The organism is Legionella waltersii (assembly GCF_001468085.1).
In the GTDB taxonomy this organism is placed as follows: domain Bacteria; phylum Pseudomonadota; class Gammaproteobacteria; order Legionellales; family Legionellaceae; genus Legionella; species Legionella waltersii.
On the sequence record NZ_LNZB01000023.1, the window covers coordinates 1 to 11,963 of the forward strand.

Here is an 11,963-nt window from a genome sequence, read left to right on the forward strand (position 1 = left end):
TCTCTTCTTAATGAACTCTTGCCCTGCCGGCGTGTTGCGTATTCTACTGATTTCATTCTCCCTGTCAAATGATTTTTACGTTTTTTTTATATATTTTTTCTCCTAAAATTATTAAGTACATATAGGTTATAAAGGTCATGAAATCAAAATCTATAGTCCCCTTTTTGATCCCTAGAGGCCAAAGTCTATCTATCAGTATCCATTTACTTCCTTCCAGGTGGGAGGATTATACACATGGCATAGTTTTATCCGATACGTTAAGGGCTTTATAAATTCCTTTGCTATGCACGACTAGGGAGCGAACGAATTGAATATTGGATTGAGGTTTTATAGACGTCTTTATGAACTTGTAAAAATTGCTTGTAATTCATTGTCTTGCCATTTGAACTTAATTCAAACTCTGAATCATAATAGGTTGGTATCGCTTTCTCGTTTTTTTCTATTGTTACTTTTTCAAACATCTCTTTTAGTAGGTTGATGTAATAATTAGGTTCTTTAGCCAATGCAGAGCTCATAGCTCCACAGCTAGTAATCATTAAAAAAAAAGGTAGAAGTACTTTCTTGCCGTTGAAAATTCGTTCCATGTTTATCCTTCCTATACCACTAAATAACGCATTGTAACCATCAAATCAGAAATTTCTATCCTTTTAATTCTCACGACACAGCATTGTAGTTTGTCATGGCCATATAATTTTAATGCTAATCTCTGGTCAACGTCTTTGAATTTTGTTACTCTTCATCCTTCTGCTATGGTGGCTCTATTGGTCCCCTCGCGACGATAGATTGTGAACCCCGTCAGGCCCGGAAGGGAGCAGCGGTAACGATTGATGCGGGCGCCGGGGTGTGGCTCTTAGAGCTGCCGCCCAACTTTTGGAACACGTATGAGCTATCTGGCACTGGCCCGTAAGTGGCGACCGCGCACGTTTTCTGAGCTGGTAGGCCAAGAACATATTAATAAAGCATTGGTCAATGCACTCAAACAACAACGCTTGCATCATGCTTATTTGTTCACTGGTACTCGCGGTGTAGGTAAAACCAGTGTCGCTAGAATTTTAGCTAAAGCCCTCAACTGTGAATCCGGAATTACTCCAGAACCTTGTCTACAATGCGATACATGTATTGCTATTGAACAAGGGCGGTTTATTGATCTAATCGAGATAGATGGTGCCTCTAAAACACGCGTTGAAGATACGCGTGATCTTCTTGATAATGTGCAATACGCCCCAACCAATGGACGATTCAAAATCTATTTGATCGATGAAGTGCATATGCTTTCTCAGCATAGCTTCAACGCGCTATTAAAAACGTTGGAAGAGCCTCCCGCTCATGTAAAATTCATACTAGCAACGACTGATCCACAAAAGTTACCTGTTACAGTTCTGTCTCGGTGTTTACAATTCAATCTTAAACATTTATCGATTGAGGTCATTAGACAACAATTACAAAACATACTCAATAAAGAGCAATTTGATTATGAGATTCAAGCAATCGAGATATTGGCGCAAGCTGCTCGTGGCAGTATGCGAGATGCACTAAGTATACTGGATCAGGCAATCACCAGCTGCGAGAACAAGTTGCTTGCAAGTGAAGTGAAAACTCTCTTGGGCTATACCCAAAAAGATTATGCGTTACTCTTATTAAAAGCGCTTGCTGAACAAGATGCAGCAACCTTATTAACATTAAGTCAGCAAATTAGTATTGAAGGTGGACATTTCCAATATGTTCTTGATGAACTCTTAAATCATCTTCACCAAATGACTATCTGTCAGCATCTTCCCAACAATAATCCTTTGATTAGCACGCAATCTGAAATTAGGACGCTAGCAAAGAAATTCGCCCAGGAAGATGTGCAATTATTTTATCAGATCGCTATTAAGGGGCAGGAAGATATTCATTTAGCTCCAACACTAGCAATAGGGTTTAACATGACGTTACTTCGAATGTTAACGTTTCGCCCAGCCCCATTGGCAATCACCCCTGCGTTAGATTTTGAAAGAACCGACTCCAAAGCTTCAGAAATCAATCCATCTAAAGAGCTTGGACACAAGGATGAATTTAATTCAATCATTGATTCAGCACCAAAAATTGTGCCCCATGAGGAGGTACTTGCAAGCCATACCAGCGAAAATGAACAAAACTCCATCGCTGAGTCTAGGGATTGGTCAGCAATCATTCCCCAGCTTAAGTTGTCTGGAATTGCACTTAATGCAGTAGAAAACGCCGCTTTTCTTAGTAAAGAAGGTAAAGAGATTTCTTTGGCCGTTGATAAAGGACATCTGTCCTTATTTACTCCTACAACGACTACGCGGATAGAAGCTGCTCTTAGCAACTATTACAATAGTCCCATAAAAATTGTTTTAAGCAGCCAAGGGGGCTCAATTGCATCTCCTGCGCAAGAAAAAGTAAAATCGACACTACAAAAGCAAGAAAAAGCGGTAACTGCACTTCAAAGTGACCCTATGTTTCAAAAGGTACAACAAGAATTTTCTGCCGAATTGGTCAAAAATTCTATTGTCCTGCTCAAAGATGAATTATAATAGTAAATTAACCAACATAAAATGAGGCCGTGATGGATATCAATCAAAACTTAGGTAATTTAATGAAAGAAGCGCAAAAAATGCAACAACGCATGCAAGAAGCGCAACAACAACTGAGCCAATTAGTAGTCACTGGCGAAGCTGGTGGTGGTATGGTTAGCGTAAAAATGAATGGCCGTCATGATGTTACAGAAGTTAAAATTAAACCTTCTCTGATGGAAGATGATGTTGAGATGCTAGAAGATCTAGTTGCTGCTGCAGTGAATGATGCCGTACGTAAAATTGAAAAAGCATCTAAAGAAAAAATAAGCCAATTGACAGCTGGACTTAATATTCCAACTGATTTGATGGGTGATAAAGAGGAATAAGTCTGAGTATGGATATTCTCAACAGCTTGGTAGAGGCACTGCGCTGCCTTCCTGGTGTTGGACCAAAATCTGCACAAAGGATGGTTTTTCACTTGCTTCGGCATCAAAGGCAGCGAGGCCTGCATCTTGCTTTATGTTTAGAGCAAGCCATGAAGCAAATAAGCCACTGCCAACGCTGTAATAACTACACTGAACAGACTATATGTACACTATGTCAAAATACAAATAGGGATTCGAAGTTATTGTGTGTAGTAGAAAGCCCTGCTGATGTTTCTGCAATCGAGCAAAGTAATGCCTTCCAAGGTAAGTATTTTGTATTGATGGGTAAAATCTCTCCTTTAGACGGTCTTGGACCTGATGATATTGGGCTTCCGAAGCTTAAAGAACTTATCCGACAAGACTGCATCAATGAAGTGATACTTGCCCTAAGTCCAAGTGTTGAAGGACAAACGACCACCCATTTTATTCATCAACTACTTAAAGATGAGCCAGTTCACATCAGTCAACTGGCTCATGGGATCCCATCCGGAGGGGAACTCGAGTTTCTGGATGGGAATACGATTGGTAGTGCACTTAGAAATAGAGCTGCTGTCCATGTATAATATGAAATTTAACAAATACCTTTTGGTTATTTTTCTAAGCTTGATTACTGGTTTAGCGCATGCATCATTCCACAAAAGTTTATGGCCAAAATGGCTAGTGAATAACCCCTTATCAACCGAAATTATTTCACATGATGAGTGGCAACAATTTCTCGAAAAGAATGTCATCACCAATGAAGAGCATATCAATCTTATTGATTACAAAAAATTAGATCAAAAGGACATTGCTTTACTTAAGGACTATATAAAGCGAATGGCTGAAATAGACATTAGTAATTATAACCGGCAAGAGCAACTGGCTTATTGGATTAATTTGTACAATGCTCTGACGGTATCAACAGTTGCCAACTACTATCCTGTGGCTAATATTCAAGAAATTAATATATCTCCAGGTTTATTCAGTGTTGGCCCCTGGGGCGCTAATATCATTACCGTTAGAAATACGCCGTTATCGTTAGATGACATCAATAATCGCATAATTCGTCCAATTTGGAATGATCCAAGAACGCATTACACGTTGAACAATGCAACCATTGGTGCCCCGAATCTCAGTAAAACTGCCTACAAAGGTGAAAGTTTAAATCAACAGCTTAATGAGGCTGCCACCAACTACATCAACTCTTTAAGAGGAGTAGATGTTATAGAGGGTAAATTATTTATATCAAAACTCTATGAATGGTATGAAGAAGACTTTGGGGGTACCAAAAGGGATGTGATTAAACATTTGTTGCAATTTGCAAAAGAACCTCTATTAAGTCAATTAAAGCACATCAATACTATAGATAGTTACATTTATAATTGGCACATCAATTGCCCATCTTATGACTAAACATGGATAGAACGAATTCAATTAAATCTTATTTTTTTCAGTTCCTTTTATTTAATTTTTGTTTTTTTGCCTTACAAACATTACTTCTTTATTCGCGATCTGAGGGTTTAATTAACTCGATTCCACTTCCTTGGAGCATTTATTTAGAAATAGCTGAGACAATTACAGCCCAGTTTTCTCTCTATGTCATTTTGTCATTGATTCAAACTTTATTCTTATTTGGAGTTTTAAATCGAGCTTGGTCCAATTTATTGAATTGCGAACAATGGCAATTAACTATTTGGACACTTTTTGTCATTTGTATACTAAGTGCAAATACCTGCTACTTTCCTTTAAGTCAATTTAGCAAACTAATTTCTCCCCCAATTCCTAATCAAGTATTCTGCATTACTTTTTATATCTCTCTTGGTGTACTAGGTTTATTGCTAGTTAATACCTTATGCTACAGATATAGCTTACGTCTTGTCTCTTTTTTAGTTCCAATCATAGGAATTCTTTGGTTAATTGATTTTTTTAGCAAGCCAAAATTTACACCTAAGGAGCAAACTAGGCCAAACATTATCCTCTTGGGAATTGATTCATTAAGTCCTGAAAGTATTAAGCAAAAGAACATGCCATTTCTATCAGGATTACTAAAAAATAGCTTACGGTTTACAAACACCATAAGCCCGCTTGCCAGAACATTTCCTGCATGGAGTTCAATACTGACAGGCCTTTACCCCAAGCATCATGGAGCAGATGAAAATTTAGTGGAAAGAAAACGGGTCAAAAGCAACCAAAGTATCGTATGGGAGCTTGATCGGCTCGGCTATAACACCATTTATGCTACTGATGATCGTCGATTTAACAGTATTGATGAGAAGTTTGGATTTAAACAAATAATTGGCCCCAAAACTGGAGTAAATGATGTCATTTTAGGGTCTTACAACGATTTCCCCCTTGGTAATCTACTGATCAATTTGCCCATAAGTGCTTGGTTATTCCCATACAATTACAGCAATAGAGCTAGTTATTTTTCCTACTACCCCACCACCTTTAATCAATTACTGGAAAAGGAATTATCAGCAAATCAAAACTACCCTGTTTTTCTTGCAGTGCATTTCGCATTACCCCACTGGCCTTATGCCTGGGCTAGTTCTTCTCCTGATCAAGTTAATAATGAGTTTAGTTTAAGCAAGAGGGATGGACTTTATCAAAGCGCACTAAAAGCCGTTGATAAGCAATTCGAATCATTTTTTACCTTTTTAAAAATGAATGGGTACTTAAAAAACAGCCTGCTGATCATTTTAAGTGACCATGGAGAGGTGTTGTTTTACCCAAACTCAAGATTAACAAATTACCAACATTATCAAAGCAGTTTATCAAGCAGACTTGCTGAATACTTGCAATCAAAGACAGCGACCGTACTGGATAAAAGTGCTGGCCATGGTTCTGATATTTTAAGTCCCAAACAATACCATTGCCTTTTAGCGTTTAATATCTATCAAAATGATAAACTAACCTCACACAATAAAAAAATCATGGACCGAATAGCTCTTTTTGATCTAGCGCCGACTATTCTTGACTTTGTAAGTGGACAAAGCAAATACCCAATGGATGGAATTTCCTTGCTACCAGCCATAACCCAAACCGAAGAAAAATTACCAGCCCGAACTTTTTTTATAGAAAGTGGTATGTACCCTAATCAAGAGTTTTCAAAAGACAAAGCCATTGAATTAGGACATAAGTTGTTTATGGTCAACCCACTTAATGGACAGCTTGAGGTAAAACCCCATGAGTTAATCAATATCAACAATAACAAGTTATACGGCATCATTAAAGGAAATTGGATATTAGCCCTTTACCCAGATGACAATGATTATATCCCTATTATTCAAAACCTCGTCACCCTTCAATGGGTAGATAATTTAGACTCAGCTTTTGCAAAAAAAACACCTGCTCAAGAATTATTAAATGATCTCAAGCAATTTTATGGGCACCGTTTGATGCACCCAATCCAGTGAAAACATCCTTAGTACTTATGCTCATCATCTTCCATGTCGTGAAATAACTTTTCTAACAAATCATTGTTTGGAGTATTTTCGCAACCATAGACCTCTATAATTCTAAATACTGCCTCACGATTTCGTCGATCTACTTCAAACGCTTTATTCTCAGGTTGCTTATAGGGTTCTGTACTGACATGCCTATTTTTTAACTCAATTCTGAGAACTTCCATGACACTTTTTAGAGCCCTATATACCTTTTGGACCGCATTGCGTTCGATCTCCCTCAGCGAAGGTAGCCAATCTAAAGATTTCCCAGAGATAATTAACTCCAATGTATAGAGCAAGCATCGACTATCATTGTTTGAAAAGTATCCATACAAATCAAAACACTCGGTTGTAGTTAACTTTTTATAAAGTACTATCATCTCAGCATGAAAATTTGAAAAAGTAAGCTCAACGTCCTTTTCTTCTTTAACTAATCGTTGCAATAACACCATGACTGCATCGATCAAGCGATTAGGGTTAAACCAGAATTTATAGGCACGACGAAGATCATGTAGACGCTCTATATTAATTTGTTCATTATTTTCTGGTGTAAAATTAACTTTTAGAGATTTAATTGCTAACTGAAGAAGCTCTGTGTGTTGTGGTGCAACCTCTATTAAAATACCTTGTGGAAGCTCATCGCCATGAAAGATTAGATCCGTGCTTGTTTGTAATCCGAAATGAAAAGCCATGTTGTACAATTGTTCCTGAAGTTGTTCAATAATCTCATGCAACAATCCCACTCTCATACGCACAGACACCAACTTTTCAGGATGGATGAACTCAGCAAATAATTTATCTGGATACAATTTATAAAAAAATGCTGCATTGATAAAATCGACCACATCAGGATTTGAAAAATAATTGAGTGTCATCTCATAATCGTCTTTAGAACTTCTTAAAAACAAGGTAGATGAGTCACCAAATGCATTATTATCGTGATTCCAAATATCAATTAAGGTCAATATCCATTCCTTTAGCGTTGCTTTTTTGAACAATTGTCCTAAATCATAATCCTCCTTTGTAAATGGACTGCACATGAATGAAGCAGAGGCTTCCCACTGATTATTTGCTAAAAGATAGTAACAACATGTCAACTTCGTAACTAATAATAATTCGACCTCTAGGGTGATGATTCCTGATAATTCATTTTTTAATTGAATGGCTTTATTCAATTGCTCAAAATGATTGATTGGATGGCTTAATCGAAGAGAGTCAAATTCAACGGAAGGTCCTTCCGGTTGAAGTACATTTAAATAGATACGATAGTTATCGCATATAGAGGCAATAAGTGATCGCAATTCTTCTGTGGAACTGGGATGACTTAGTTCATTAATCTGTTTAGCCAGGCGATGCTCTAGTTGTTTGATATCGTACTTAATTTCGGCCTTAGCTCGGCATTTGTCTGTGGTAAACCAATTTGTAAAGCCAGATGTATTTTGAGTCATCCCTTTCCCCTCAAGAATCATCATTACGCTTCACAGGATTCGCGATAAACACCAAAGTCTCAACAAAAGATGTTGCGAAAAAGAGATTGGAGATTTTTCGTAAGTCCTGTTTACTTCTTATAATTACACTAGCAGGACTTGAGAAAAAATAATAGGGCATGATAATGAATGACAAATGATTACTGAATTTCACAGAGTTAATTTCGTATTGATAATTAAAAAGAATTGCAAGGGAACAATAATCTTGTCAAAATTAGAGTCATCTTATTAACCCTACAGGAGCAAATTGATGTCAAAGCGCCACTATTTGCTATTCATTGATAGTGCACCTATCAATGATGACCTAAAGGATTATTTTGATAAATTTAACTTAGATATTGTTCAGCAAAAAACCCTCTTTCCAATTCATATGAATAAGGAATTACCTAGTGCTATTCTTATTCAGTGGTCCATATTAAGCAACCAACCGGAAATAATTGAGCAATTTTATAATAGTTATCCAGTACCTTTGATTGTTCTTTTTGATAAACCCGATGAGGACAATGCTATTAAAATGCTTGAGTCTGGGGCAGATGACTTTGTTGTTAAACCCTTATACCCGCGCGAGCTGCATGCAAGAATTAGCTCTATCACAAGACGAGTGACACGAGCCCAACAAAAATCTGAAAATGGAAAAGATGTGTACCTATTTGCAAACTGGAAGCTTTATCCAGCCGCACGACAAATTTTCGATGAGTCCAATCAAGAGCTGCAACTAAGTGCAGGTGAATACGATCTACTTCTTACGTTTGTGCAACAACCACAACGAGTTTTAGATCGTGAGTTTTTATTACAAATTACTAAAAACACTGACCTAACGCCTTTTGATAGACGCATTGATGTACAAATAAGCCGTTTGCGTCAAAAAATAGAAATAGACAAAAAGAAACCCGCTCTTATAAAAACAATCCGTAATGGTGGATATATTTTCACAGCACGTGTAGTCACTTTAAAAGAAAGTGAAGCAGAAATTTAAACGGTCTTCTTCTTGTTGATCTTTATCATCCTAACTCCTCGAATGATATTGTCACTCACTTTTAAAATTTCAACTCGATAACTTTCTAAGACAAGACATGAATCAGCCGGAGGAATATAGCCCAGGTGCTCTATAATGAGTCCACTAAGTGTTTTAGGCCCTATCAACGGTAAATGCCAACCCATCATGCGATTTAAGTGGCGTAATGTCAAACTGGCATCGACGATAACAGAACCATCTTCTTGCGGAGTGATGTCCCTACTAAGATCAGCAATATCCGTTGTAAACTCTCCCACAACCTCTTCGAGAATATCTTCCATCGTTACTAGGCCAAGAATATCTCCATATTCATCGACTACAAAACTACTTCTTCGCTTCATTTTCCTGAAATTCACTATTTGGACATTTAATAAGGTCGTTTCAGGAATATAGTAAGGAGCCTCAGAGCTTTGTATTAGGGTTTCTAAGCTTAATTTATCTTCTAACGCTAAATTCATTATGGTTCGGACATGAATCATACCTACTAGATGATCTATATTTCCATGATAGATTGGTAATCTCGTATGTTGTGCTGTTTCCAATTGATCAAGTAGTTCAACCCAAGGCAAGTCCAAATCAATACCAATAATGTCGGACTTAGGTACCATGATATCTTCCACTGTGGCTTGCTCAAGATCTAACAAACTTATAAGCATACTCTTATGTTCTACGGGCATTAAACCACCAGCCTCATGGACAACCGAACGCAGTTCTTCTCCCGTTAAATGCTCTTTTTGGATCCGATTCACCGATACTCCAAATAAATACAAAAAACCGTTTGATATAAAACTAATTCCTTTAACTAGTGGCGCAAGTACCCATAAACAAAATTTTAAGGGTAATGAGGTGATAAAAGCGACTTTTTGTGGATAAATCGCTGCAAATGTTTTAGGCATCATTTCTGCAAAAACCAGCACAATCACTGTTAATGATGCTGTAGCTATTGCTACCCCTATATCCCCATAGAATCGATTTCCAATAATGGTTGCAATGGTTGAGGCGACTATATTTGCGAACGTGTTACCAATTAAAACAACACTAAGAAGTCTATCTGGTCTTGAAAGCAGCTGATTTACACGCATCGCTTTTTTATTATTTTGCTTTACAAGATGCTTTAATTTATAGCGGTTCAGAGACATTAAACCTATCTCAGAACCAGAAAAAAAAGCAGAAAGGATAATTAAAAAGACTAAAAAGATTAACAAGGTAGTAAGGGGCAGGTGCACTTAATTTCCTTAAGCTTCTCAGCAAAAAATAGATTATATTACACCCTTGCTCCTTTGAGGAGAGGGTGTATTTTATTGGTTATTAAAGAGTATGTTTGCTCTTTAAGATCGAGAAATTAAATCTTCCCTTTGTTTAATCACTTCTCTGATTTGTATCGCTCGATACTGGATGTTATTTCTTTACGGGCTTCTTCTGGACCGACCCATCCATCTACTTTAACCCATTTCCCTTCTTCTAAATCTTTGTAGTGGTTAAAGAAATGTTGGATGGACAATAATAAATGCTGAGGAATGTCTTCGTACGTTGCTACGTCTTTATACATTTTACAAATTTTAGTTGTTGGGACTGCTAAGATTTTTGCATCAACACCAGATTCATCCGTCATTTTTAACATGCCAATAGGTCGACATGAAACTACTGCGCCATTAATTAGAGGGACCGGAGTAATGACCAACACGTCGACAGGATCACCGTCCTCAGAAAGTGTATTAGGAACATATCCATAGTTAGTAGGATAGTACATCGCTGTTGTCATAAAACGATCAACAAACAATGCGCCACTTTCTTTATCAACCTCATACTTAACTGGCTCCCCGTGCATTGGAATTTCAATGATTACATTGATTTCATTCGGAATATCACGGCCACTTTTGATGTCCATTAAACTCATTTTATGCCCTTATCAATTAAAAAGGGTATATTATCCAAAAAATCATGACAAAAGGCAAAGACAAGCTGTCGCAATCTCCCCAAGGAGATGTATAATAACCCTTTTATTCTATTGAATTGGGATAACCTATGAATTGCTTGTTTTGTAAAATAGCCGCGGGAGAAATACCTTCAACGGTGGTTTTTGAAGACAATGATTTAATGGCATTTCGCGACATTAGGCCACAAGCACCAACACATGTGCTGGTTATACCAAAAAAACATATTGCAACAATAAATGATGCCCATGATGATGATCAACAATTACTTGGACAGCTTATTCTCTCTGCTAAGAATATCGCGAGAACTTTAGGGCTGAGCGAAGAAGGCTATCGATTGGTTTTCAACATTAATTCTGGTGGAGGGCAGGAAGTTTACCACATACATTTACATTTACTCGGCGGACGTCAGATGACTTGGCCGCCAGGTTAGGAACTCTTGCTATGGAACAATTATTTTCAAAACTAATTAAAGAAATTGGTGAAGATCTCAACCGTGAAGGCTTAAGAGATACACCTGAACGTGCAGCAAATGCCTTAAGATATCTAACTAAGGGATATTTTGAAAACCTTGATGATGTCATCAATGGAGCACTCTTTGATTCAGACATGAGTGAAATGGTGATAGTCAAAGACATTGAACTGTATTCGCTTTGTGAACACCATATGTTGCCTTTTCTTGGTAAGTGCCATGTAGGGTATATGCCAAATGGTAAAGTGATTGGATTATCTAAAATAGCCCGTATTGTTGATTATTTTGCAAGACGATTACAAATTCAAGAACGCTTAACGGGAGAAATTGCCAGTTGCATCGAATCAATTACTGGTGCAAGAGGTGTTTCTGTTGTCATTGAAGCCAAGCATCTGTGCATGATGATGCGTGGTGTTGAGAAGCAAAATTCAATAATGACCACATCAGTCATGCTAGGTGATATGAGAAATAGCGCTAGTAGTCGCGCTGAGTTTTTGAATTTAATTCGTTAGTAACCATTTAATAGTACGAATTACAAACTTGGTTTTCCGCTCCCTCGCGGTTGCTGCTCGGATTTATTCCTTACAAACCGAGCCGCGACCGTAAGGGCTGAGGTATCGACTCATTTTATAGTCCCTCGGCTAATCTCTTCTCTGATGGTCAGTAAGCGTAGGTCCGGCGCTTCG

12 protein-coding genes and 1 other RNA gene are annotated in these 11,963 nt (G+C 37.6%); 9 read left to right on the top strand and 4 right to left on the bottom strand.

Translation table 11 applies throughout. The features are described 5' to 3' along the window. Positions 1 to 281: 281 nt before the first annotated feature. Positions 282 to 584 (bottom strand): hypothetical protein, encoded by a 303-nt coding sequence (locus Lwal_RS05075; protein ID WP_058479838.1) that lies wholly within the window; start codon positions 582 to 584, stop codon positions 282 to 284. A 175-nt stretch (positions 585 to 759) separates the two neighbouring features. On the opposite strand from Lwal_RS05075, the gene ffs reads away from it, so the two are divergent. From ffs to Lwal_RS05100, 6 genes are all read left to right on the top strand, one after another. Next, positions 760 to 856: signal recognition particle sRNA small type (ffs, locus tag Lwal_RS16760), an RNA gene on the top strand. Between the two features lie 25 nt (positions 857 to 881). Then, the gene (gene dnaX / locus Lwal_RS05080; RefSeq protein ID WP_058479839.1) at positions 882 to 2,537 is read left to right on the top strand and encodes a DNA polymerase III subunit gamma/tau; all 1,656 of its coding nucleotides are present in this window, start codon (positions 882 to 884) and stop codon (positions 2,535 to 2,537) included. Positions 2,538 to 2,569: 32 nt separating this feature from the next. Continuing rightward, positions 2,570 to 2,905 (top strand): YbaB/EbfC family nucleoid-associated protein, encoded by a 336-nt coding sequence (locus Lwal_RS05085; RefSeq protein WP_058479840.1) that lies wholly within the window; start codon positions 2,570 to 2,572, stop codon positions 2,903 to 2,905. Positions 2,906 to 2,913: 8 nt separating this feature from the next. After that, positions 2,914 to 3,507, top strand: coding sequence for a recombination mediator RecR (gene recR, locus Lwal_RS05090; RefSeq protein WP_058479841.1), 594 nt, complete (start codon positions 2,914 to 2,916; stop codon positions 3,505 to 3,507). Beyond that, positions 3,500 to 4,336 carry a DUF547 domain-containing protein gene (locus tag Lwal_RS05095; RefSeq protein ID WP_058479842.1) on the top strand — a complete coding sequence of 279 codons (837 nt, stop codon included), beginning with the start codon at positions 3,500 to 3,502 and terminating at the stop codon, positions 4,334 to 4,336. The genes recR and Lwal_RS05095 overlap by 8 nt, the downstream gene beginning before the upstream one ends. Before the next feature lie 2 nt (positions 4,337 to 4,338). Further along, positions 4,339 to 6,339 (top strand): sulfatase-like hydrolase/transferase, encoded by a 2,001-nt coding sequence (locus Lwal_RS05100; RefSeq protein WP_058479843.1) that lies wholly within the window; start codon positions 4,339 to 4,341, stop codon positions 6,337 to 6,339. A gap of 8 nt (positions 6,340 to 6,347) precedes the next feature. On the opposite strand, the gene Lwal_RS05105 is transcribed toward Lwal_RS05100, so the two are convergent. Next, positions 6,348 to 7,817, bottom strand: a complete 1,470-nt coding sequence (locus Lwal_RS05105) for a hypothetical protein (RefSeq protein WP_058479844.1) — start codon at positions 7,815 to 7,817, stop codon at positions 6,348 to 6,350. A gap of 289 nt (positions 7,818 to 8,106) precedes the next feature. Between Lwal_RS05105 and Lwal_RS05110 the strand changes: the two genes are divergently transcribed. Further along, the gene (locus Lwal_RS05110; protein ID WP_058479845.1) at positions 8,107 to 8,832 is read left to right on the top strand and encodes a winged helix-turn-helix domain-containing protein; all 726 of its coding nucleotides are present in this window, start codon (positions 8,107 to 8,109) and stop codon (positions 8,830 to 8,832) included. Here the strand turns inward: Lwal_RS05110 and Lwal_RS05115 are convergent. Both Lwal_RS05115 and ppa read right to left on the bottom strand, forming a co-directional pair. Next, a complete protein-coding gene (locus Lwal_RS05115; protein ID WP_058479846.1) occupies positions 8,829 to 10,097 on the bottom strand; it encodes an HlyC/CorC family transporter in 1,269 nt (422 codons plus the stop codon). The two genes, Lwal_RS05110 and Lwal_RS05115, sit on opposite strands and share 4 nt — an antisense overlap. A gap of 137 nt (positions 10,098 to 10,234) precedes the next feature. After that, positions 10,235 to 10,768 carry an inorganic diphosphatase gene (gene ppa, locus Lwal_RS05120; RefSeq protein ID WP_058479847.1) on the bottom strand — a complete coding sequence of 178 codons (534 nt, stop codon included), beginning with the start codon at positions 10,766 to 10,768 and terminating at the stop codon, positions 10,235 to 10,237. A 128-nt stretch (positions 10,769 to 10,896) separates the two neighbouring features. On the opposite strand from ppa, the gene Lwal_RS05125 reads away from it, so the two are divergent. Next, positions 10,897 to 11,238, top strand: a complete 342-nt coding sequence (locus Lwal_RS05125) for a histidine triad nucleotide-binding protein (RefSeq protein ID WP_058479848.1) — start codon at positions 10,897 to 10,899, stop codon at positions 11,236 to 11,238. An 11-nt stretch (positions 11,239 to 11,249) separates the two neighbouring features. Beyond that, a complete protein-coding gene (gene folE, locus Lwal_RS05130) occupies positions 11,250 to 11,789 on the top strand; it encodes a GTP cyclohydrolase I FolE (protein ID WP_058479849.1) in 540 nt (179 codons plus the stop codon). Positions 11,790 to 11,963: the final 174 nt, after the last annotated feature.

Excerpts from the sequence above, each read along its gene's own strand:
- Lwal_RS05075 (WP_058479838.1), bottom strand. The coding sequence starts at position 584 with ATGGAACGAATTTTCAACGGCAAGAAAGTACTTCTACCTTTTTTTTTA.
- dnaX (WP_058479839.1), top strand. The coding sequence starts at position 882 with ATGAGCTATCTGGCACTGGCCCGTAAGTGGCGACCGCGCACGTTTTCT.
- Lwal_RS05085 (WP_058479840.1), top strand. The coding sequence starts at position 2,570 with ATGGATATCAATCAAAACTTAGGTAATTTAATGAAAGAAGCGCAAAAA.
- recR (WP_058479841.1), top strand. The coding sequence starts at position 2,914 with ATGGATATTCTCAACAGCTTGGTAGAGGCACTGCGCTGCCTTCCTGGT.
- Lwal_RS05095 (WP_058479842.1), top strand. The coding sequence starts at position 3,500 with ATGTATAATATGAAATTTAACAAATACCTTTTGGTTATTTTTCTAAGC.
- Lwal_RS05100 (WP_058479843.1), top strand. The coding sequence starts at position 4,339 with ATGGATAGAACGAATTCAATTAAATCTTATTTTTTTCAGTTCCTTTTA.
- Lwal_RS05105 (WP_058479844.1), bottom strand. The coding sequence starts at position 7,817 with ATGACTCAAAATACATCTGGCTTTACAAATTGGTTTACCACAGACAAA.
- Lwal_RS05110 (WP_058479845.1), top strand. The coding sequence starts at position 8,107 with ATGTCAAAGCGCCACTATTTGCTATTCATTGATAGTGCACCTATCAAT.
- ppa (WP_058479847.1), bottom strand. The coding sequence starts at position 10,768 with ATGAGTTTAATGGACATCAAAAGTGGCCGTGATATTCCGAATGAAATC.
- Lwal_RS05125 (WP_058479848.1), top strand. The coding sequence starts at position 10,897 with ATGAATTGCTTGTTTTGTAAAATAGCCGCGGGAGAAATACCTTCAACG.
- folE (WP_058479849.1), top strand. The coding sequence starts at position 11,250 with ATGGAACAATTATTTTCAAAACTAATTAAAGAAATTGGTGAAGATCTC.